We start from the raw sequence: 20,966 nt of genomic DNA on the forward strand, positions 1-20,966 counted from the left end.
AATGAAACATATATTTTTTATTTGTCAATAGTTGGGAAATAAAAATCTCGATTAAAGACGTATTATTCACATTAATGTGAAGTGAAATACTTCATCTTTTTAGAAAATATTAAACCAATAAAAATAAAGAAAAATCAAATAAAATAACAAGGTTTACCCATTAAATTTGGGCTTCATTAAGCGGAAAATTAGCTGATTTTTCGAAAAGTGTGCCCATTAATGGGATCTCTAAGGATCTCATTGGTCGGAAAAAAATCCTTATTTTAAGCTATTTTTTAAGTTGCTCTCTTGTATCTGCTTTTAATAGGTAATTACGAGTAAGTTTCTTACGTGTGTTTGAGCGTATGCGAGTAGAAATTTTCCTTGTTCGATTGGTCGAAAAATGAAAGGACGGATCATTTTGAAAATTTGGGTAGGAAATGTGGGGGGCAAGTCTCCCCCACACCCCCCGATACCCTATGGGGTTGCTCTGATTTTGACTAGTGAGGGATTATTATTCGAAAGTGTAATATTTTTCTGGAGTTTCAATTCCCCAGAAATTTGTTGCTTTTAATATCTCAGAAAAACGTCCGTCCATAGTGCCATTTTTATATGCTTGAACTACTTCCTCTTTAAGATCGAAAAATTCTTTGAAACCATCAGCTTTTTCAATAATATTCTTTGTTTTTTCTATCTTGCTATTTTTCACTTTAAAGTAAATGATTTGACCATTGTTATATAAAGCAGTGCAGTTTCTGGAATCGCTTGATATTATAAATCCTGCAAAATTTTCATTTATAAATTTTTTTGCTTTTTTTATTGAAATAGGATCGTTTTTGTCAAAATAATCTAATTTATTATCACTTGATAATCTTGATATGCTAACTTTGAAACTGGCTATACGTGCATCATTCTCTCTTATTTGCTTTTGTAGTTTTGAACTTTCTTTAAGATATATTGTAAAATCTAGTTCGTCATTATTGTTAAGTTCTTCAAGTAATAATAATTTTTCATTAATACTTTTTGAATAACTTGATATCTCGGCTATTTTTTCTTTTATTTTTTTGATTTTATCACTATTGTCTTGTGGTTTTGTATCTATTAAACCGAACATGTTAGGCATTGATATTAGAAAATCATCATATTTAATAGATGCACTTTTGCATTGTAGCCCACGTCTACCAGAGCATTTAAGCATATGATAATATTTTTTACCTGACTTTAAAATTTTATCATCAGTTTCAAAATAGTATTTTTGGCCACAGCCAGAACAAAATATTTTTCCTGTAAAGATGTTTATTGAATTTCGTCCTGATGTTTTTATTGTTTTTTTTGTTTTAGTCATAGATTGAACTATATCCCAATCATCGTTTGAAATGATTTGAGGATAGTAGTTTTTAAATGTATCACCAGTTTTTCGAATGTACAATTCACCTAATACACAGCGATTTTTTAAAATGTGATTTACTTTTGCTGAACTCCAAAGGTTAGTAAAGTTTTTTTGTCTTTTTTTTGCCACTTGTGGAGTTTTTTCATAATTTAAAGTCCTTGCTATTTCGTTAAAAGAGATTCCATTTATATACATTTTGAATATTCTTTTTACGATCTCAGCTTTTTTATTTAAAACAAAATTTGTTTCTTTCTTAGTACCTTTATTGTCGATCCAACCGGGAAAAATCCCAACATATTGTATTTGTTTACCGTCATGTAATGCGTCTAGTCTAGCGTCAAAACTCTTTAGAATCCGTTCTGATTTCTTTGCACTTTCTTCATTCGCCTGAGCCATGAGCATAGATGAATACATAACGCTCATTAAGTCATTGAGACTTTCTTTTGTGTAGACCCTCTTATCCATCAGCGTTATGACGTTGATATTCGATCTAAGTATCTTTCTCAATACATCAGAGGCATCGTCTAAACTTTGTCGTGAGAGCCTGTCAAATTGTTCAACACACAGATAAGCAGTTCCGTCTGTTTCAATAATTCCCGTATCTATAGCGTCAAAGAAATCGCCTAGTGAGCCCTTTTTGATATGATCGGCTTTATACGCTGATAAGCCTAAATCTCTCAATTCAAGACTATCATTTACGGTATAGCCGTTCTCTTTCGCATACTTTAAAATATCGCCAAGCTGTCGCTTGTAAGAACTACCGCCAGATTGTTGTTCACTGCTAAACCGAACGTATGGGTATATAATTTTTTGCATCACTAGGCTCCTTAGATTATGCAAATCTTAACATAAATTCTTTCCTGTAAATTATATTAAAAAGCACAGTGAATTTGGCACCAGCGGATCTGCCCAAAGAGGGCGGACGCTTTGATCTCCCAATTGCGTTAGGGATCTTGGCGGCTGCAGAGCAAATTCCAGCCACTCATTTAGATCACTATGAGTTTTTAGGTGAGCTGGCATTGTCGGGTGATTTACGTCCGGTCAAAGGCGTTTTACCTGCGGCATTGGCTGCTAACCGTGAGAACCGCTGCTTAATTGTGCCGGATGAAAATGGCGATCAAGCCGCGTTAGTTGGCAAGGATACCCATAAGTCGGCTCGAACTCTTTTAGATGTGTGCGCTCAGTTGTGTGGGCAAAAAACTTTATCTCTGTTTCAAACCAATACGCCAGTTGCAACATCCAACTCAACACGCGATCTGCAAGACATCATTGGTCAGCAGCAGGGCAAGCGAGCGTTAGAAATAGCAGCGGCTGGCAACCATAACTTACTTTTTCTAGGGCCTCCAGGCACTGGGAAAACCATGTTGGCATCTCGCCTGTGCGACCTTTTGCCGGAGATGAGTGATGAGGAGGCGATGGAAACCGCATCGGTTGCGTCACTCACTCAACAAGAAATTAATCAACATAACTGGAAGCTCAGACCATTTCGTGCACCTCATCACTCTAGTTCCATGGCGGCATTGGTTGGCGGAGGTACGATTCCAAGACCAGGCGAAATCTCTCTGGCGCACAACGGTTTATTATTTTTGGACGAGATGCCAGAGTTTGAACGTAAGGTGCTGGATTCACTGCGTGAGCCGCTTGAGTCGGGAGAAATCATTATTTCACGTGCACAGGGCAAAACACGGTTTCCGGCCCGTTTTCAGCTGGTGGGAGCGCTCAATCCGAGCCCAACAGGCTATTATGAGGGGAATCAGGCTCGAGCCAATCCGCAGGTGATTCTGCGCTACCTTAGCCGTTTATCTGGTCCGTTGTTGGATAGATTTGATATGTCGATAGAGATCCCTGCGCTGCCTCAAGGTATGCTGGCAAATGGCGGCGATCGCGGTGAATCGACCCAAGAAGTTCGCTTACGAGTTTTGCAAGCAAGAGAGGTCATGTTGGCGCGGTCAGGTAAAGTGAATGCGCTGCTGCAGAGTCGAGAGATTGAACGCTATTGCCAGTTGGAAAAAGCCGATGCGGAATTTTTAGAAAGTGCCTTACATCGATTGGGGTTGTCGATTCGGGCTTACCACCGGATTATCAAGGTGGCGCGCACAATTGCAGATTTGCAGGGCGAGGAGCGAATTCAACGAGTACATTTAGCTGAGGCCTTAGGTTACCGGGCGATGGATAGACTATTGAAACAGTTAACGGCCCAGTCGGTCTAGTTGTCTGACCATCGAAAGAAACATTTCATAAAAGGATTAAGCTAGTATAATTACACGCTGTTTTTTTGTTCGCTCTTTGTAGTTGTATTATGCTGGCTTACCCTCTCTTAGTTATCAATGTGTTATTGGTGTTGTTCAACACGGCAGTTAACTCGTTAATCATCTGCCTGATTGCCATCATCAAGTTATTCTTGCCAACCGCAAAAATGAAAATCTGGGCAACTCGAGCTGCAGATAAATCAATGTGGCTGTGGGCAACCGTCAATACAGGCATACTTGCGCTTTCTAACCGTGTCGAGTGGAACATTGAGGGTTTAGACGAGTTGAAAAAAGATGGCTGGTATTTGATGATCAGTAACCACCTGAGCTGGACAGATATCGTCGTACTTTGCAGTGTGTTTAAAGATCGCATTCCCATGCCGAAGTTTTTTCTCAAGCAACAACTGCTTTATGTGCCATTTGTAGGCATGGCTTGTTGGGCTTTGGATATGCCATTTATGCGTCGTTACACACGCGAGTATCTATTGCGTCACCCAGAAAAACGTGGCCAAGATTTAGAAACAACGCGTCGCTCGTGCAGTAAGTTCAAATACAACCCAACGACCGTAGTTAACTACGTTGAAGGTACGCGTTTTACCCCAGAGAAGTGTCGCCAAACCCGTTCTCCATACCAACATTTGCTACAGCCGAAAACTGGCGGTATCGCTTATACCTTGGCGGCGATGGGAGAACAGTTTGAAAACATTATTGATGTGACGTTGGCGTATCCGGATAACTTGGAAAAGCCTTTTCGTGACATGTTGATGGGACGAATGAAGCGCATTGTGGTGAAAGTGAATATCTTACCGATGAATGAACAAGTGACCGGTGATTACTTTAACGATAAGCAATACAAGCGGCAGTTTAACCAGTGGTTGAACACCGTTTGGGAAGAAAAAGACGCCACACTAAAAACCATTCATAAAGCACAGTAGAATCAAAAGGAAAGGGAGCCAATGGCTCCCTTTTTTAATCGATTAACTTGATAACGACTTATTTTTTAAGCAAGTAGTTTACAAGGTCGTAGAATTCATCGATGGATTTTAAGCTGCCCATTTCTACTAAATATTGGTTGTTCACAACGATAGAAGGAACACCTTGTAGGCCTTTTGCTTGGAAATCTTTGTCTCCACGACGTGCCATTGAATCAACAGCGAAGCCGTTAAAAGCATCATCAAACTTTTTACCATCTACGCCATGATCAACGAAAATTTGACGAAGTTCTTCAACATTTTGTGGTGCTTTACGTTGGTTATGAATGCGGTCAAACATCACTGGAATCATTTTGTCTTTAACATTCAAAGCAACCATAGTGGCGAAAGCTTTGCTCATGTTAAAGCCCATATTGCCACCCATAAAAGAGACATGGTTTTTCTCTAGTTTTACGCCATCAGGGAGGTGGCTATCTAGTTGCGAAATAATAGGTTCAAAGGCATTACAGTGTGGGCAATAGAAAGAGAAAAATTCTACAACACTAGGTTGAGTTGAGTGTGGTTGATCGAGAACCTTGTAGTTCACATCTTCCTTATACTGCGCAGCGTATGCAGATACGCTCAACATGAGAGTTGCAACGAGGGCAAACAGCTTTTTCATGGGGTTCTCCATTGTTGTTCTTTATCGGCTGAAATTAGTTACCACTGTGGTGTAAGTGACAATGGTGGTTCGGCTAAAGCAGCAATTTGTTCCTTAAATGCCAATACTTGGCTTTCCCAATATTTTGGATCGTTGAACCAAGGGAAAGCGAGAGGAAAAGCAGGATCATTCCAACGTTTCGCCAACCAAGCCATGTAATGCACCATTCGTAGACCACGTAATGGTTCGATTAGTTTCAATTCGTGTTCATTAAAATCGCAAAACTCTTGATAACCTTCAAGTAGAATATCCAGTTGTACCAATTTATCAGCACGTTCGCCATTGAGCAGCATCCATAGATCTTGGACTGCTGGACCATTGCGCGCATCGTCTAAATCGACAAACATAGGGCCATCGCGCCACAAAATATTCCCTGGATGGCAATCGCCATGCAGACGAATGAGCTGTTGTTTAGCTGGCCATAAAGGTTCAATGGTGCGAATAAGCAGATCTAAATCGCTGAAAAAAGCATTTTGTAGATGCAGAGGGACAAAGTCGGCATGCTCTAACACCTTTTTAGGTTGATAGAGATATTCGTCTAGCGAAATGGTTGGACGATGTTGAAAAGAACGCGCGGCACCCACTTTGTGAATTCGACCGAGAAAGCGACCCACCCACTCCAGTTGTTCGTCATTATCTACTTCAAATTGACGCCCTCCGACACTATGAAATAGCGCGAAACGGTAACCTTGATAGTGATGTATGGTTTGACCGTTAATCTCAATCGGTGCAGCGAGTGGGATCTCATGGTCAACGAGCTCTTGGGCAAAGTCGTGTTCTTCTTGAATCTGCTCCACACTCCAGCGTTCAGGTCGATAAAACTTCACCACATAGCGATGTCGTTCTTCATCGGTGAATTGATAAACACGGTTTTCATAACTGTTTAAAGGTAGTAGGCCTGATTCAGCACGAATGCCGATGCTTTCTAAGGCATACCACATGAAATCGGGAGTCAGCGCATCAAAATTAAAATTGGCTTGTGTCATAGAGACCGTCATGACCAGTGAATAATACAGTTATTGTAACCATGACAGACGAGGAATGGGGAATTAGTTTTACTGAGGTGCTAAATAAGCAAAAGAAAAAACAGTAGCCTAGTTCAGCTACTGTTTTTAACGTTAGTCGATAAGACCGCGAGCTCTAAGGATAGCGGTTTTAAAATCTTCTTCGTAATCTTTCTTCAGACCCGGAATCGCTTCGGTTTTATCACTGTTACGCATTTTTAGATGGTAGATCAAAACGTCGTCTGTCAGTTCTGCGAGCGGTTGTTTGAAACCAGCTTCACCAGCAAGTTTGATTAAAAATTGAATTAGGCTCATTTCAGAGTCTTTATCCCACTCAGCTTCTAGAAGTTCGAGCAGTTCTTCTACGCGATGGCATGTCATGGCTTTCTCCACAATTATTGTAATGATTTGGTTTAAAGGTACCAAATTGTGGGCAGAATACCAATTGAGAGATAAGAAAAAAGCGCAGTGATTCTGCGCTTTTTAATTAAGCTGCCTTAACAACGTTTGCTTCCGGTAATGTGGTATGCACATTTCGTTCTACAAGTGATGCTGCTGGCGCGGTTTTTTTAGCAACAGTAGCGTAAGCAAAGCCATTACGGCGGCGCATTGCGCTACGGTTGGTTTGTGAAAACCTGACGGTTGTTGGTCGCATTGTTCTACCTAACTGTCAGGCACATCCATTGCCGATGAAAAACCTAAGCAACTATGAGTTGATCTTCATACTGCGAAGTGGTGAAGGGTGGCTCTTTTTGGCAAGTGCCGATCCTAAATACTTGCTCAGGACTTGATATGACGTCATATCGGCGCAAGGTTAACATTTTGGTTAACATTGGTCGATAGTTAACCAGCGTATATTAGACTAAAGAAATAGGTTATTTGTTAACCACTGTTGAGTTTTGCACCAGTTTCTCGTTAGTATGAACGTTAACTCAGTGATAGGAGGTGTGTATGTCATTACTTAAAAAGACCCTCTCAAGCTTTGGAATAGGGGCTGCTAAAGTCGAAGCCGTTTTGCAGCAAGATGTGTTGTATCCGGGGCAAAAAGTACAAGTTCATCTTCATATTTACGGTGGTGCACAAGAGCAGGTGATTGAGCATCTTGATGTAAAACTGCGCTGTCGCTATATCGCAGAAGCCGCAGTGGATACGGAATCGGATTTTGTACCATTACGACAACGAGTCGATGAAACCTACACGTTAGCTCACTGGTCATTAGCTGACGCGCTCGTTATTAAGCCAGGGGAAACCCAATTGGTGGAAGCCACATTGGAAGTGCCTTGGAATACGCCTGTGACCATCGGCGATAACAAGGTTTGGCTTGATACTGAGCTAGGCAATGAGCAGCCGCTCGTTAAAGAACAACATAGTGTTACGGTACGTCCTGATCATCTGCTCGACAGTATTTTTGCTGCTCTTGAGTCTTACGGTTTAAGGTTGCGCCAAGTTGAGTGTGAAGCGCTTGATGGGTTTGCTCTACCATTTGGCCAAGAGTTTGAACTCGTACCTATCTATGGTCCCTATCAGGGGGCTCTTCGTGAATTGGATCTTTTTGCGTATCGCGACAAAGAAGCGATTCAGATTTGGTTTGATGTGGACCGGCCGCAACGAGGACATTTAACCCTCCTTGGTGATGAGGTCAGTCAGGGAGCCGTGAAGAGTCATCTCACATTGCATAATGGTTGTGCAGATAAGGATGCACAGCAAGTGATCGTTGCTGCTCTCGAACGTTATGAAATGGAAAATTAATTTAGCATGAGTACATTCAGCTTACATGTGTAAGTTGAATGTGCCATACTGCAGCTCGAAGACACGTCAACAATGTAGGTGCCTATGTCGAGTCATGAATACAGCCTAAAAGAAGAAATTGCCAATTCGATCAGTCATGGATTGGGGTTGATTCTCGGCATTGTCGGTCTAGTGTTGTTACTGCTTAAAGCGGTACAACATAGTGCTGACGCTCTCACCATCACCAGCATGAGCATTTACAGCGGCAGTATGATTGCGCTGTTTCTCGCGTCTACGCTCTATCACGCCATTCCTCATCAAAAAGCCAAACGTTGGCTCAAGACCTTTGATCATTGTGCAATTTATTTATTGATCGCCGGAAGCTATACCCCTTTCTTACTGGTTGGGTTACGAACCCCCTTAGCGATTGGATTGATGATTGTTATCTGGGCAATTGCTCTGATTGGTATCATTATGAAAGTGGCATTTGTGTATCGTTTTAAACGCGCTTCACTGATTACTTATTTGGTGATGGGCTGGTTGTCGCTTGCGGTGATTTATCAATTGGCGCTGCACATCGATGTCGGAGGATTGACACTACTTGCTTTAGGCGGAGTGGTTTACTCGTTAGGTGTGATTTTTTACGTGGCTAAACGAATTCCGTTTAACCACGCAATTTGGCATGGCTTTGTGTTGGCAGGGTGTGCCTGCCATTTTCTAGCGATTTACTTTTATATTCAGCCGGTTTAGCGCGTTTCTACTGCTGAGATTGTCGCTTTCAGCTGATAGCGGTTATGGGAAGGTACTGCGATGTGCAGTGCTTTACCGTCCGCTGCGGTTTGTGGGCGCAAGTAAGTATCACCCATGCGCTTAATGGATTGCCACACCGCATTATTCCCTTCTTGGAGCCGGTTACCTTGCTCATCATACAATGACCATTGAATCTGAACTTGAATCACCGACTGGCGGCTTTGGTTGGTGATAGCGGTTGGAATGACTAATTCACCATAACTGTAGTTGGCTGCATTCAATACCACATCGACACCAGAGTCACTTAATTGCAACAGTGGCTTATTGCTACTTAAATCAACCGTTGTACCTTGTATCTTGGGCTGAACGATTGGTGCCGCTACCACTGCTGGCGTTGATTTTGTTACGGCTTCAATGGCTTCCTTCTTCTGTGGTTGAGCATACTGCCATGTAAAATCATTGTTGATTTGAATTTGGCGACCATCTTTCAAGGTGACCAATTCGGATGCTTGGCTCATGCTGGCCCAAACCAACAAAAGAGCAGAAATCATGGTTTTCATTTTATTACCTTAACGACGCCAGAAGGCGGGGAAGAACACAACCAAAATGGTCAAAATTTCCAGACGGCCCATCAGCATACCAAAGCTTAGAACCCATTTGGCTGCATCGGGTAAGGTGGCAAAGTTGCCTGTTGGACCAATGATTTTGCCCATACCAGGACCCACGTTAGATACCGCTGTAATTGAGCCTGAGATACTGGTGATAGGATCGAGTCCCATCGCAGACAGAATTCCAGCAATGACAATGATGGTAAGACCAAACGTAATACCAAATGCGACCACTGAGCGAACGATATCTTCATTAACTGGACGTTGGTTATAGCGTTGTACAAATACACCATTAGGGTGAATCAGATTCAGCATTTGCTTTTTCAGCAAAGCCATCGCGATTTGAAAGCGGAATATTTTAATCCCACCTGCTGTTGAGCCTGAACATGCACCAGTCATCATCAAGAAGATGAACATGGTGCTTGGTAGTGCACCCCATGCGGTAAAGTCATCCAAGCCAAATCCGGTCGTAGTGACCACGGAAACGATGTTAAACATCGATACTCGCAGCGCATCAATAAACGGATAGTGGTTATGCAAGGTCAACCAAATAGCCACCGTCAGGCTAGTAATCATGAATAACCAGAAAAAACCACGCACCTGAGCATCATGGAAAATATCTTGTGGGCGACGTTTCCGTACTGATGTCACCAAGAGTAAAAATGGCAAACCACCCAAGAACATAAACACAATCGCTACCCAATGCGCTCCTTTTGAAAAGTGATTCATTGAGCCATCGGAAGTAGAGTATCCACCGGTGGAAAGAGTGGTGAACGCATGGTTAATCGCTTCAAACAGTGTCATGCCAGTGAGCATATAACCGATGATACAAAGACCAGTCAAAATCAGATACACCGACACGATGTTTTTCGCGACAGTTTTGGCGCGAGGACTACTTTTATCAGACCAGTCGGATGATTCGGTTTGGAACAGTTTCATCCCACCTACGTTGAGCATGGGCAAAATGGCTACTGCCATTACGATAAACCCAACCCCGCCTAACCATTGTAGAATCGAACGCCACAGCAAAATGGCTGGAGCCATATGATCCAATCCGCTCAGTACCGTAGAACCTGTCGTCGTAATTCCGGACATGGTTTCAAAGTAGGCGTCGGTAAAGCTGATATGGTTGATAAACACGAACGGCAACGCAGCAAAGACACTGGCAATCGTCCATACCAAACTGGTGATAAGGAACATATCACGCACATTGAGGCGAAAGTCTTTGGTTCGCCCCATGGTCAGGCAAATAAAAGAGCCGATGTGAGTGATAATGACAGCTTCGGCAAAGCTAATAAAGCCGCCAGTCCCGGTGACAAAAGCCACGAGAGTTGGCACGTACATAAAAAGGGCTAGCTTAGATAACACTAACCCTAGTACGAATAAAATGGGGCGTAGATTTAGCATAACGCCAATAACCTATAGGAAGAATGGGCTTGGTTGGAAAAGGGCTTCGACGTCAGAAACGTATTTCTTGTTCACGAGGAACATGACGACGTGGTCTTCAGATTCAATCACAATGTTGTCGTGAGCAATTAACACTTCATCGCCACGCACGATCGCGCCAATGGTGGTGCCCGGTGGCAACTTGATTTCCCCAATCGCTTTACCCACGACTTTGGATGTGCTTTCGTCACCGTGTGCAACGGCTTCAATTGCTTCAGCAGCACCGCGGCGTAATGATGAAACGTTAACGATATCAGCACGACGTACGTGAGTTAACAGTGCAGAGATGGTTGCCTGTTGTGGCGAGATGGCGACATCAATTGCACCGCCCTGAACCAGATCAACATACGCACCACGCTGAATGAGCACCATCACTTTTTTCGCTCCCATGCGTTTTGCAAGCATGGCCGACATGATGTTGGTTTCATCTTCGTTAGTAAGCGCAATGAACACGTCGACTTGGTCGATGTTTTCTTCGGTCAGTAGCTCTTGGTCTGCAGCATCACCACAAAATACGATGGTGTTTTCCAGCTCTTCAGAAAGCTGTTCTGCACGTTGATAACTGCGTTCAATCAGTTTAACGCTGTAGTTATGTTCTAGCTTTCTTGCCAAACTAGCACCAATGTTACCCCCACCAACAATCATGATACGGCGATACGGTTTTTCGAGTCGCTGTAGTTCACTCATGATCGAACGGATGTGGTTGCTTGCCGCAACAAAGAACACTTCATCATCGGCTTCAATGATGGTGGTGCCCTGAGGGCGAATTGGTCGACCTTGACGGAAAATTGCAGCTACACGGGTATCGATATGTGGCATGTGTTCGCGCAGTGCTGAGAGAGCGTTACCCACCAGTGGGCCACCATAATAGGCTTTCACCGCAACTAAGCTGACTTTTTCTTCTGCAAAGCTCACCACTTGTAGCGCACCCGGATATTGAACTAAGCGTTCAATATAGCTAGTGACGAGTTCTTCTGGGGCGATCAGGTGGTCGACTGGAATCGCACCCGATTGAAAAAGAGCTTCTTTTTCTGCTAAGTATTGTGGAGAACGAATACGTGCGACTCGGTTTGGGGTGTTAAACAGAGAAAATGCGACCTGACACGCGGCCATATTGGTTTCATCGGTATTGGTTACCGCAACCAACATGTCGGCATCTTGCGCACCAGCTTCACGTAACACATCGGGGTGACTGGCGTGGCCAGTAACGACTCGCAAATCATATTTATCTTGTAGTTCTCGCAGGCGATCGCTGCTTTTATCAACGATAGTTATGTCGTTGTTTTCTCCGACTAAGTTTTCAGCCAGGGTTCCACCGACTTGCCCTGCTCCAAGAATGATGATTTTCATACCTTGTTCTCTTTCATTTGCAGTAAAGGCAGCGAATGCTGCCTCTGCTTGCTGTTTGTTACGCTTGTTTGGTCAGAACGGCATAATAGAAACCGTCCATATCCTCTTCACCAGGGAGGATTTGACGTCCTGGTTGCTCGCGATCTGAGCCGATAAGCTCAGCATCTGCGGTTCGCTCTAAAAACGCCTTCACCTGCAGGGTGTTTTCCTGAGGTGTGATCGAACAGGTAGCATAAACTAAAGTGCCACCAGGTTTTAACTGCTGCCACATCGCATCCAAAATTTCACTTTGCAGATCGGCAAGTGCTTGGATGTCTTCAGCACGACGTAGCCACTTAATGTCAGGGTGGCGACGAATAACGCCAGTCGCTGAACAAGGTGCATCGAGCAGAATACGGTCAAATTGCCCGCCTTTCCACCATTGTTGTGGGTAGCGAGCATCGCCACAAAGAACAGTTGCGCGTAGATTGAGGCGATCTAAGTTCTCATAGACACGTTTTAGACGAGTCTCATCATTATCGATCGCGACCACTTCTTTTGCTGCGGTACGCTCCAAAATATGGGCAGTTTTACCGCCAGGAGCTGCACAGCAGTCAAGAATCGTTTCCCCGTCTTGAGGTGTTAGGTAGTGGTAAGACAATTGCGCCGCTGCATCTTGTACCGATACCCAACCTTGTTCAAATCCAGGCAGTTTAGTCACGTCACAAGGACTGGCTAATTTCAATGCGTCTTCTGCTTGGCTATGAATAGTGGTTTCAATACCTTGTTCGTCCAATAGCGCTTGGTATTCATCGCGATCATGGTGTGAACTATTCACACGCAGCCACATTGGTGCTTTCACATTGTTCGCTTCAACAATGCTTTCCCATTGTTCTGGGTAGCTTGTTTTAAGCAGTTTTAGTAACCAGCTTGGGTGGCCATATTTACCGGCATCGTGGCTAATGGATTGTTCATCCAACTCTTCTTGTTGACGCTGATAACTACGCAGTACTGCGTTGATCAAGCCACGCAGACGAGGGCCACGTAAATCTTGAGTTGCTTCAACAGTTTCACCAACAGCTGCATGAGCAGGAATACGCATTGAACTCAGTTGGTAAATACCAATCAGAATCAGGTGATGGAAAATGCGTTGTTTACCTTTTAATGGATTCTCCATCAATGCATTAGCAATCGACTCTAAACGAGGTAAAAAGCGAAGAGCTCCGTAACACATCTCCTGCAATAGAGCGTGATCTCGTGGTTTTATTTTCTGTTGAGCAGCAGGTAAAGCCGCTGAAAGTGAATACCCTTGATCAACTACTTGAAACAGAACTTGGGCAGCCGCAGCGCGAACATTCATGGAGAAACCTATTTAAAAAGACATCGACCCTATAAATATAGGGTCGCGAGATTAATTCAATTGTGTACCAACTTCAAACCAAGCGGCACGGGAGTTTAAGATATCTTGTACTGGCATAGCACGCTTTCCTGGAATCTGGAGTTGCTCCAGAACCAGGACATCTTTACCTGTTGCAACGTAAATGCCGGTTTTATCGGCCTTTACAATGGTGCCAGCAGGTTTGGATGTTGCCATGTTTTCTACACGGGCTTGCCATACCTTGATCGAGTTATCGTCAACGGAGAAGTGGCTCATTGGCCATGGATTAAAGGCGCGTACGCAACGTTCAATAGCTGCAGCATCCATGGTCCAATCGATTTGGGCTTCTTCTTTGCTGAGTTTTTTCGCGTAGTTAGCCTGTTCATCATCTTGCTTAATGGCAACTGCACTTCCTGCTGCGATGTCTGCTAAGCAGTCTAGGAGTGCTTGTGGTCCTAGCTCAGCGAGTTTTTCATACATTGCACCGCTGGTGTCGGTCGCTTCGATAGGTAATTTTGCCACTTTGAGCATATCACCCGTATCCAAGCCTACGTCCATTTGCATGATAGTGACGCCAGTTTCAGCATCGCCTGCCCAAATTGAACGTTGAATCGGTGCAGCACCACGCCAACGTGGAAGTAGCGAACCATGAACGTTGATACAACCAAGTTTTGGTGTCTCAAGTACATCTTTTGGTAGCAAAAGACCGTAAGCAACCACCACCATGATATCGGCGTTGAGATCGGCTAATTCTTGTTTTGCTTCATCAGATTTAAAATTCTCTGGCTGATAAACCGGAATATCATGTTCTAAGGCGAGCATTTTTACTGGGCTAGCAGTGAGTTTTTTACCGCGACCTGCTGGTCGGTCTGGCTGGCTATACACTGCAATAACGTCATGCTCCGAAGACAATAACGCCGCCAAATGACGGGCGGCGAAATCCGGAGTCCCTGCAAAGACAATACGTAATGATTGACTCAAGGTTACCTCTCTATAATTCTAGTTTTTGTCGTTGAAGCGTTTAATCTTTTCCAACTTTTCTTTGATACGTTTGCGTTTTAAAGGCGATAGATAATCGACAAACAGCTTACCTTCTAAGTGGTCAAGCTCATGTTGTACGCAAATCGCGAGCAAATCATCCGCTTCAAACTGATATTCATTACCGTCACGGTCGAGTGCTTTGACCGTCACTTCTGCTGCACGAGGTACAAGAGCACGTGCTCCTGGAACTGACAAGCAGCCTTCTTCAATGCCATCTTCACCACGTTTATCCAAAATTTCAGGGTTAATGAGCACCATTGGGTCATTACGTTCCTCTGAAATGTCGATAACTACGATGCGTTGATGAATGTCTACCTGAGTTGCGGCAAGGCCGATACCTTCTTCGTCATACATGGTGTCAATCATGTCATCGACGATTTTCTGAATTTCAGGTGTGACTTTTTCAACCGGTTTCGCAACGGTACGAAGACGATCATCTGGAAATGTTAATACTTGCAATACAGACATATACACTCAAAATGTTGAACTGTGCCGAAACAGGCAAAAGCTTATTGGCTCAATTCTAGACATTTTAAGCGCCAAATGACAGCATCTCTGCATCAAATCTACGTATTTTACGTGTTTCTTTTTAACAAATTGTGTCGCTATCTTACCCTATATTTTGTGCGGTTTTTGGTTTTTTTTATCCAATAACAACCCATATAAATGACGTTTGCTGGCACATGGTTTGAGCAAAATGACAGCTGAGTCAGAGGTAGGCGATGGTGCAAGATGAATCATTACGAGCGTGGATGGCGCTAAGTTTTACGCCTCGCTTGGGGATGAAAAACTTATCGCGACTATTAAGTCATGATGCGCCTGAAAAGCTGTTGTCCTACTCAAGTATTCAGTGGCAGGCGTTAGGTCTTAAAGATGATCAAATCCGCTATTTGCAATCACAAGCGATACGTGAAGCTGAGCTCTGTCTAGAGTGGCAGCAAGCGAATGCGCTGAGAACGATTTTGATACCGCAACACCCTTTATATCCTCCTTTATTAAAAGAAATTGCCGCTGCACCGCCAGTACTGTTTGTTGAAGGTGATGTTCAATGCTTATCTCTGCCTCAAATTGCCATTGTTGGCAGTCGTAATGCGACTATTGATGGTCAGCGTGCGGCGCACCAGTTCGCTCGCGAGTTGGTCGAGCAAGGGATGGTGATTACCAGTGGGTTAGCTTTAGGTATTGATGGCTATGCCCATGATGGTGCTCTCACGGTACAAGGGAAGACAATCGCAGTACTCGGCTCGGGCTTTGATCATCTCTATCCTGCTCGTCATCGCCAATTAGCGGAGCGTATTCGACACTCAGGAGCTTTAGTCTCTGAGTTTCGCCCTGATACCAAACCAAGAGCAGAACACTTTCCGCGGCGCAATCGTATTGTTAGCGGTTTGTCGTTAGGGGTGCTGGTGGTAGAAGCGGCATTAAAGAGTGGCTCTTTGATTACTGCTCGATATGCCACGGAGCAAGACCGAGAAGTGTTTGTGCTGCCAGGGACGATTTATCAGTCCAATTATGCAGGCAGTAACGAGCTAATTCGCCAAGGTGCATGTTTAGTGCAAAACGTGGCTCAGATCCTTGAAGAGTTAGGTGCAATGCTGGATTGGTCGATTAATCAGCAGAACTTGGCTCAGCCAACACTTTTTTCTCCCCTAAATGACGAAGAACAATTGCCATTTCCCCTGCTGTTAGCTAACGTAGGAGTAGAAGCCACACCAGTTGATATTCTTGCAAGCCGGACCAATATACCCGTGCAAGATGTCATGACACAGCTTTTAGAGCTAGAGCTCTCAGGGCATGTGGTTGCAGTTTCCGGTGGCTATATTCGTAAGGGGAGGGGCTAGCTATGATGATGGATATTTTAATGTATCTGTTTGAAACGTATATCCATAGTGACGCAGAGTTACAAGTGGATCAAGATGAGCTAGAAGATGAACTTCTTCGAGCAGGGTTTCACCAAAAAGATATCTACAAAGCCCTTAATTGGTTAGAAGAGCTGGCTGCGTTGCAGCAAACGGATGAACATTCCGCTATTGCAACCAGTTCAATGACTTCGATGCGAATTTTCTCTCCTAAAGAGATGGAACGCTTAGATCTTGAATCTCGTGGTTTTCTACTGTTCTTAGAGCAGATCAAAGTGTTGACTCCCGATATTCGTGAAATGGTTATCGACCGTGTCATGGGCTTAGAAACCAATGAGTTTGAATTGGATGATCTGAAATGGATAATCCTAATGGTACTGTTTAACGTACCCGGTAATGAAAATGCTTATACGCTAATGGAAGAGCTGCTTTATACCAAAGAACAGGGCATTCTCCATTAACCTAAGATAGGCAACATGAGCGGTAAATCAGACCAACCTTTATTTTCCTCTGCAGGACAAGCTCAAGAAGCTTGTCCTCTATGTGGCAACCCACTTGTTATTCGTCATGGTAAGCATGGCCCTTTTTTAGGATGTAGCCATTACCCGTCTTGTGAATACATCAAACCACTGCATCAAAATGATGGACACATTATTAAAGAGCTTGGTGTACCTTGCCCTGAGTGTGGTAGTGAGTTGGTATTACGCCAAGGACGCTTCGGTATGTTTATCGGGTGTAGTTCATACCCTGAATGTCACCATATTGAATCGTTAGATGGACCAGAAGAAGAAACACCAGCGAGCACTGTGTTGTGTCCTGAGTGTGGTAAAGGACATCTTATCGAACGTAAAAACCGGTTTGGCAAAATGTTTTATGCCTGTGATGCTTACCCTAAGTGTAAGTTTGCGGTGAATCAGCCTCCTGTTGAAGGCGTGTGCGAAGAGTGCGGTTTCCCATTACTGGTAGAAAAAAAAGTGGCTGGTAAAGTGCGTTTGCAATGTGCAAACCGTAAATGTGGTCATCTACAAACGGAAGTGGATGCAGAAGAGTAATCCACTATCGCGAGTCAGTTGCGATAGTGGAGGTATCTTTGAGTGAAGAATTAAAAACGGCGCCTAGTAGCGCCGTTTTTTTATTGGTAATCAGTGATTAGTCGTTCATTAAGAGCGAATCTTTTGCGCGACTTCGTGTACTGCAGGAAATGCTTTTGCATCTAAGTAGCCAGCAATTTCACACAGTTTACGTTGCAGCTCACCACTGTAATCAGCAGTCACGTTGATGTGACCCATTTTACGACCTGGGCGTTTGCCTTTGCCATACCAATGGATGTGACAGCCTTCCATTGCTAGTAACTCGGTTGGCAGCGTGTCTTCACCAAGGATATTGATCATGGCCGTTTCACGAACCAGTTTAGTGCTGCCAAGAGGCAGGCCGCATACGGCGCGAACGTGGTTTTCAAACTGACAAACTTCAGCACCTTGTTGGGTCCAGTGGCCAGAGTTATGTACGCGAGGAGCGATTTCGTTGACGAGTAGCTCACCGTTGACATCAAAGAACTCAATCGCTAACACACCAACATAATCTAGGCTATTGGCCACCGCAGTAAACATTTGTTTCGCTTGTTCTTGCAGCTCGGGAGCATCAATGGCAGTTGATAGGCTCAAAACACCATTTACATGAATGTTTTCTGCAAGAGGATAAACAGCGACTTCACCAGAAGCGCTACGAGCGCCCACGAGTGAAACTTCACGATCAAATGCTACAAACTGTTCTGCAACAATGGCTTGTTGAGCTGAGCCATTGAGACACTCTTGCATCTCTTGCCAAATGGTATCCACTTGCGTGGAATCTTTAAGACGCCATTGTCCTTTACCATCATAGCCACCAAGAGCGCTCTTCAATACCATTGGAATGCCAACGTGTTGAATTGCAGCATCAAAATCGGCACGATTATTAATGACGTAATAGGTAGCGTTTTTCACGCCAGAGTTATCTAGCAGAGCTTTTTCAAGACGGCGGTCGCCACCGGCTTTGATCGCATCAGTACTTGGGAGGAACTTGCCACTCTTGTCGCAGATAGCGAGAATGTCGTGTGGAATGTGCTCAAATTCAGCGGTAATCACGTCAGCCGCTGCAATAGCTTGATCAAGAGTTTGGTCAATCACCGCTTGCGTGAGCGGATGAACAACTCGATCGGTTGTCACATCATACGCAGACATAGTGATATTCAATGGTGCTCCTGCAAGAGACATCATTCGTGCTAATTGACCTGAACCTAGTACCAATACGTGCATTGCTTATTCCTCTTCAGGATTTGGGTTGGCTAAGACAGTTTCTGTTTGTTCTGCGCGAAACGCTTCCACTTTAGCCATGACTTCTTCATCGTGAGTACCAATGATTTGTGCCGCTAGAATACCAGCATTCGCTGCACCTGCTTCACCGATCGCTAGTGTGCCAACAGCAATACCTTTTGGCATCTGTACGATAGAAAGAAGTGAATCGATTCCTTTCAGTGCACGCGATTGAACTGGAACACCAAGAACAGGAAGACTGGTGAATGCTGCGGTCATCCCTGGTAGATGCGCAGCACCGCCAGCACCAGCGATGATGACTTTCAAACCGCGTTCTTTTGCGCTGGTGGCATAGTCTGCAAGAAGTTGAGGAGTTCGGTGTGCTGAAACAACTTTGGTTTCATAGGCAATACCAAACTTATCTAACATGTCAGCGGCTAATTTCATTGTTGGCCAGTCTGATTTAGACCCCATGATAATTCCAACTTTCATCTCCAACTCCTTCAAGCATTAAATTATTTAGTGAGCATTCGGGGCGCATTATACGGGGTTTTTTATTGCAAGCAAACGTTTGCGCTAGCTGTTGTGTTCCACTGGTATTTTTCGCAATGGCAATTTGGTTTAGGTGATTAAACGGATAATTTGTACACTAGGGAAATTACAGAATATTGATCAGCGTAGGACGTTGTGGTGAATAACTTTGAATTAGCAGTACAAGCACTTCAAGCAGGAGAAGTGCTGGCTTATCCAACGGAAGGTGTGTTTGGTGTTGGGTGTGATCCTGACAATGTGGCGGCAGTGGAAAAATTGCTCGCACTAAAGCAGCGTCCCGTGGAGAAAGGGCTAATTTTAATCGCTGCTACTTATGAACAGTTGCTTCCTTATATAGATGAGAAACAATTGACTGCTGAACAATTAGCCCATGTTAAAGCGAGCTGGCCGGGGCCAGTCACGTGGATCATGCCAGCAAGCTCTCGAGTATCTCATTGGGTCAGTGGTCAATTTGATACCATTGCTGTGCGTGTTACCGATCATCCGTTAGTACAAAAATTGTGTTTGGCTTATGGCAAACCGATTACTTCGACCAGTGCCAATCTTTCTGGTCAGCCACCTTGCATGACTACTGCTGAAGTGATGGAACAGCTAGGTGACAAATTAGTCGCAGTATTGATTGGTGAGACGGGTGGGCGTAACAAGCCAAGCGAAATTCGTGACGCGAAAACATTAAAAGTTATTAGACAGGGCTAAATCCGCACTCAACCGGATACAGTAAAAATAGAAAGTCGCCCTAACGAGGAGAAAGTCATGTCAGTCGTAGACAAAGCAGCCGTAAAACAATTTTTGATGTCATTGCAAGATGATATCTGCCAACAACTGGCTAAGGCAGACGGTGTCGGAGAATTTATTGAAGATGCTTGGCATCGCGAGCCTGGCGAACGTCTTGGTGGTGGCGGTCGTTCGCGGGTACTGCGTGATGGTGAAGTGATTGAGCAAGGTGGCGTGAACTTCTCTCATGTGACTGGGAATGCGATGCCCGCCTCTGCGACGGCTCATCGTCCTGAATTGGCAGGGCGTCGTTTTGAAGCCATGGGGGTGTCATTGGTCATTCATCCCAAAAACCCATATGTTCCCACATCGCATGCCAACGTCCGCTTCTTTATTGCTGAAAAAGAGGGAGAAGACCCAATTTGGTGGTTTGGTGGTGGTTTCGATCTCACGCCCTTTTATCCTTTTGATGAAGATTGTCATTTTTGGCATGACCAAGCTAAAGCGTTATGCCAACCATTTGGTGATGATGTTTATGCCGAACATAAAGCATGGTGTGATCGCTATTTCTTCTTGCCGCACCGAGAAGAGACGCGAGGTATTGGTGGATTGTTTTTTGATGATTTAAACCAATGGGATTTTGCTACCTGCTTTGATTACATTAAAGCGGTGGGCGAAGGTTATGCGAAGGCTTATGTGCCAATTATTGAAAAACGCAAAGCGACGCCTTATGGTGAACGCGAACGCCAATTCCAGTTGTATCGCCGTGGTCGTTATGTGGAATTCAACTTGGTGTTTGACCGCGGTACGTTATTTGGTTTGCAAACTGGCGGTCGAACCGAGTCGATTTTGATGTCGATGCCTCCTTTAGCTCGATGGGAATACGGCTATCAACCTGCACCGGAAAGTGCTGAGGCAAAATTGAGTGACTATCTCGTTCCTCGAGAGTGGTGACAGCTGTCGGCGCTAGTGATAGGGTCAGATAAGAATTCTGTTTAATTGTAGTAAGGCAAAGG

The 20,966-nt window shown here is 44.2% G+C and carries 21 protein-coding genes and 1 pseudogene; 9 read left to right on the forward strand and 13 right to left on the reverse strand.

Translation table 11 applies throughout. The features are described from left to right. Nucleotides 1-493: 493 nt before the first annotated feature. Entirely contained in the window at nucleotides 494-2,185 is a 1,692-nt protein-coding gene (locus OCV11_RS00180) for a recombinase family protein (RefSeq protein WP_261894207.1), read from the reverse strand. A gap of 65 nt (nucleotides 2,186-2,250) precedes the next feature. On the opposite strand from OCV11_RS00180, the pseudogene OCV11_RS00185 reads away from it, so the two are divergent. Both OCV11_RS00185 and OCV11_RS00190 read left to right on the forward strand, forming a co-directional pair. Next, nucleotides 2,251-3,579 (forward strand): annotated as a pseudogene (locus tag OCV11_RS00185) (YifB family Mg chelatase-like AAA ATPase); the annotation flags it as partial. 89 nt (nucleotides 3,580-3,668) lie between these two features. Beyond that, a complete protein-coding gene (locus OCV11_RS00190) occupies nucleotides 3,669-4,553 on the forward strand; it encodes an acyltransferase (RefSeq protein WP_261894208.1) in 885 nt (294 codons plus the stop codon). Between the two features lie 58 nt (nucleotides 4,554-4,611). Here the strand turns inward: OCV11_RS00190 and OCV11_RS00195 are convergent, their stop codons facing one another. From OCV11_RS00195 to OCV11_RS00210, 4 genes are all read right to left on the reverse strand, one after another. Beyond that, entirely contained in the window at nucleotides 4,612-5,211 is a 600-nt protein-coding gene (locus tag OCV11_RS00195; protein ID WP_261894209.1) for a thiol:disulfide interchange protein DsbA/DsbL, read from the reverse strand. Nucleotides 5,212-5,249: 38 nt separating this feature from the next. Continuing rightward, the gene (locus OCV11_RS00200; RefSeq protein WP_261894210.1) at nucleotides 5,250-6,236 is read right to left on the reverse strand and encodes a serine/threonine protein kinase; all 987 of its coding nucleotides are present in this window, start codon (nucleotides 6,234-6,236) and stop codon (nucleotides 5,250-5,252) included. 132 nt (nucleotides 6,237-6,368) lie between these two features. Further along, on the reverse strand, nucleotides 6,369-6,635 hold the full coding sequence (locus tag OCV11_RS00205; protein WP_261894211.1) for a YihD family protein: 267 nt from the start codon (nucleotides 6,633-6,635) through the stop codon (nucleotides 6,369-6,371). A 106-nt stretch (nucleotides 6,636-6,741) separates the two neighbouring features. Next, entirely contained in the window at nucleotides 6,742-6,909 is a 168-nt protein-coding gene (locus tag OCV11_RS00210; protein ID WP_261894212.1) for a hypothetical protein, read from the reverse strand. A gap of 296 nt (nucleotides 6,910-7,205) precedes the next feature. On the opposite strand from OCV11_RS00210, the gene OCV11_RS00215 reads away from it, so the two are divergent. Beyond that, nucleotides 7,206-8,003, forward strand: a complete 798-nt coding sequence (locus OCV11_RS00215; RefSeq protein WP_261894214.1) for a sporulation protein — start codon at nucleotides 7,206-7,208, stop codon at nucleotides 8,001-8,003. Nucleotides 8,004-8,087: 84 nt separating this feature from the next. Next, the gene (gene trhA, locus OCV11_RS00220) at nucleotides 8,088-8,732 is read left to right on the forward strand and encodes a PAQR family membrane homeostasis protein TrhA (RefSeq protein WP_261894215.1); all 645 of its coding nucleotides are present in this window, start codon (nucleotides 8,088-8,090) and stop codon (nucleotides 8,730-8,732) included. Here the strand turns inward: trhA and OCV11_RS00225 are convergent. The 6 genes from OCV11_RS00225 to def are packed head-to-tail and all read right to left on the reverse strand — an operon-like array spanning nucleotide 8,729 to nucleotide 15,002. Continuing rightward, nucleotides 8,729-9,292 carry a DUF3157 family protein gene (locus tag OCV11_RS00225; protein ID WP_261894217.1) on the reverse strand — a complete coding sequence of 188 codons (564 nt, stop codon included), beginning with the start codon at nucleotides 9,290-9,292 and terminating at the stop codon, nucleotides 8,729-8,731. The two genes, trhA and OCV11_RS00225, sit on opposite strands and share 4 nt — an antisense overlap. Before the next feature lie 9 nt (nucleotides 9,293-9,301). Continuing rightward, nucleotides 9,302-10,747, reverse strand: coding sequence for a TrkH family potassium uptake protein (locus OCV11_RS00230; protein ID WP_261894218.1), 1,446 nt, complete (start codon nucleotides 10,745-10,747; stop codon nucleotides 9,302-9,304). A gap of 12 nt (nucleotides 10,748-10,759) precedes the next feature. After that, on the reverse strand, nucleotides 10,760-12,136 hold the full coding sequence (gene trkA, locus OCV11_RS00235) for a Trk system potassium transporter TrkA (RefSeq protein WP_261894219.1): 1,377 nt from the start codon (nucleotides 12,134-12,136) through the stop codon (nucleotides 10,760-10,762). Between the two features lie 58 nt (nucleotides 12,137-12,194). After that, nucleotides 12,195-13,475, reverse strand: a complete 1,281-nt coding sequence (gene rsmB / locus OCV11_RS00240) for a 16S rRNA (cytosine(967)-C(5))-methyltransferase RsmB (protein WP_261894221.1) — start codon at nucleotides 13,473-13,475, stop codon at nucleotides 12,195-12,197. A 51-nt stretch (nucleotides 13,476-13,526) separates the two neighbouring features. After that, complete coding sequence (fmt, locus tag OCV11_RS00245) at nucleotides 13,527-14,474, reverse strand: methionyl-tRNA formyltransferase (protein WP_261894222.1); 948 nt, start codon at nucleotides 14,472-14,474, stop codon at nucleotides 13,527-13,529. Nucleotides 14,475-14,492: 18 nt separating this feature from the next. Then, complete coding sequence (def, locus tag OCV11_RS00250) at nucleotides 14,493-15,002, reverse strand: peptide deformylase (protein ID WP_261894224.1); 510 nt, start codon at nucleotides 15,000-15,002, stop codon at nucleotides 14,493-14,495. A gap of 257 nt (nucleotides 15,003-15,259) precedes the next feature. On the opposite strand from def, the gene dprA reads away from it, so the two are divergent. From dprA to OCV11_RS00265, 3 genes are read left to right on the forward strand one after another with little or no spacing between them, the layout of a single operon-like run. After that, nucleotides 15,260-16,375: a DNA-processing protein DprA gene (dprA, locus tag OCV11_RS00255; RefSeq protein ID WP_261896329.1), complete on the forward strand. Its 1,116-nt coding sequence runs from the start codon at nucleotides 15,260-15,262 to the stop codon at nucleotides 16,373-16,375. Nucleotides 16,376-16,377: 2 nt separating this feature from the next. Next, nucleotides 16,378-16,854, forward strand: coding sequence for a DUF494 family protein (locus OCV11_RS00260; RefSeq protein WP_315972740.1), 477 nt, complete (start codon nucleotides 16,378-16,380; stop codon nucleotides 16,852-16,854). Between the two features lie 15 nt (nucleotides 16,855-16,869). Continuing rightward, nucleotides 16,870-17,445, forward strand: coding sequence for a DNA topoisomerase family protein (locus tag OCV11_RS00265; protein ID WP_261894225.1), 576 nt, complete (start codon nucleotides 16,870-16,872; stop codon nucleotides 17,443-17,445). Between the two features lie 108 nt (nucleotides 17,446-17,553). Here the strand turns inward: OCV11_RS00265 and OCV11_RS00270 are convergent, their stop codons facing one another. Continuing rightward, nucleotides 17,554-18,687 carry a 5-(carboxyamino)imidazole ribonucleotide synthase gene (locus tag OCV11_RS00270; protein WP_261894227.1) on the reverse strand — a complete coding sequence of 378 codons (1,134 nt, stop codon included), beginning with the start codon at nucleotides 18,685-18,687 and terminating at the stop codon, nucleotides 17,554-17,556. Nucleotides 18,688-18,690: 3 nt separating this feature from the next. Continuing rightward, nucleotides 18,691-19,176, reverse strand: a complete 486-nt coding sequence (gene purE / locus OCV11_RS00275; protein ID WP_261894229.1) for a 5-(carboxyamino)imidazole ribonucleotide mutase — start codon at nucleotides 19,174-19,176, stop codon at nucleotides 18,691-18,693. A gap of 198 nt (nucleotides 19,177-19,374) precedes the next feature. Here purE and OCV11_RS00280 point away from each other — a divergent pair, with 198 nt between their 5' ends. Continuing rightward, nucleotides 19,375-19,932, forward strand: a complete 558-nt coding sequence (locus OCV11_RS00280; RefSeq protein WP_261894230.1) for an L-threonylcarbamoyladenylate synthase — start codon at nucleotides 19,375-19,377, stop codon at nucleotides 19,930-19,932. A gap of 57 nt (nucleotides 19,933-19,989) precedes the next feature. Continuing rightward, nucleotides 19,990-20,904: an oxygen-dependent coproporphyrinogen oxidase gene (hemF, locus tag OCV11_RS00285; protein WP_261894231.1), complete on the forward strand. Its 915-nt coding sequence runs from the start codon at nucleotides 19,990-19,992 to the stop codon at nucleotides 20,902-20,904. The last annotated feature ends 62 nt before the right edge of the window (nucleotides 20,905-20,966 follow it).

This window comes from Vibrio porteresiae DSM 19223, assembly GCF_024347055.1.
In the GTDB taxonomy this organism is placed as follows: Bacteria; Pseudomonadota; Gammaproteobacteria; order Enterobacterales; family Vibrionaceae; genus Vibrio; species Vibrio porteresiae.

Coding starts and splice junctions, on each gene's coding strand:
- OCV11_RS00180 (WP_261894207.1), bottom strand. CDS start 2,185: ATGCAAAAAATTATATACCCATACGTTCGGTTTAGCAGTGAACAACAA.
- OCV11_RS00190 (WP_261894208.1), top strand. CDS start 3,669: ATGCTGGCTTACCCTCTCTTAGTTATCAATGTGTTATTGGTGTTGTTC.
- OCV11_RS00195 (WP_261894209.1), bottom strand. CDS start 5,211: ATGAAAAAGCTGTTTGCCCTCGTTGCAACTCTCATGTTGAGCGTATCT.
- OCV11_RS00200 (WP_261894210.1), bottom strand. CDS start 6,236: ATGACACAAGCCAATTTTAATTTTGATGCGCTGACTCCCGATTTCATG.
- OCV11_RS00205 (WP_261894211.1), bottom strand. CDS start 6,635: ATGACATGCCATCGCGTAGAAGAACTGCTCGAACTTCTAGAAGCTGAG.
- OCV11_RS00210 (WP_261894212.1), bottom strand. CDS start 6,909: ATGCGACCAACAACCGTCAGGTTTTCACAAACCAACCGTAGCGCAATG.
- OCV11_RS00215 (WP_261894214.1), top strand. CDS start 7,206: ATGTCATTACTTAAAAAGACCCTCTCAAGCTTTGGAATAGGGGCTGCT.
- trhA (WP_261894215.1), top strand. CDS start 8,088: ATGTCGAGTCATGAATACAGCCTAAAAGAAGAAATTGCCAATTCGATC.
- OCV11_RS00225 (WP_261894217.1), bottom strand. CDS start 9,292: ATGAAAACCATGATTTCTGCTCTTTTGTTGGTTTGGGCCAGCATGAGC.
- OCV11_RS00230 (WP_261894218.1), bottom strand. CDS start 10,747: ATGCTAAATCTACGCCCCATTTTATTCGTACTAGGGTTAGTGTTATCT.
- trkA (WP_261894219.1), bottom strand. CDS start 12,136: ATGAAAATCATCATTCTTGGAGCAGGGCAAGTCGGTGGAACCCTGGCT.
- rsmB (WP_261894221.1), bottom strand. CDS start 13,475: ATGAATGTTCGCGCTGCGGCTGCCCAAGTTCTGTTTCAAGTAGTTGAT.
- def (WP_261894224.1), bottom strand. CDS start 15,002: ATGTCTGTATTGCAAGTATTAACATTTCCAGATGATCGTCTTCGTACC.
- OCV11_RS00260 (WP_315972740.1), top strand. CDS start 16,378: ATGATGATGGATATTTTAATGTATCTGTTTGAAACGTATATCCATAGT.
- OCV11_RS00265 (WP_261894225.1), top strand. CDS start 16,870: ATGAGCGGTAAATCAGACCAACCTTTATTTTCCTCTGCAGGACAAGCT.
- OCV11_RS00270 (WP_261894227.1), bottom strand. CDS start 18,687: ATGCACGTATTGGTACTAGGTTCAGGTCAATTAGCACGAATGATGTCT.
- purE (WP_261894229.1), bottom strand. CDS start 19,176: ATGAAAGTTGGAATTATCATGGGGTCTAAATCAGACTGGCCAACAATG.
- hemF (WP_261894231.1), top strand. CDS start 19,990: ATGTCAGTCGTAGACAAAGCAGCCGTAAAACAATTTTTGATGTCATTG.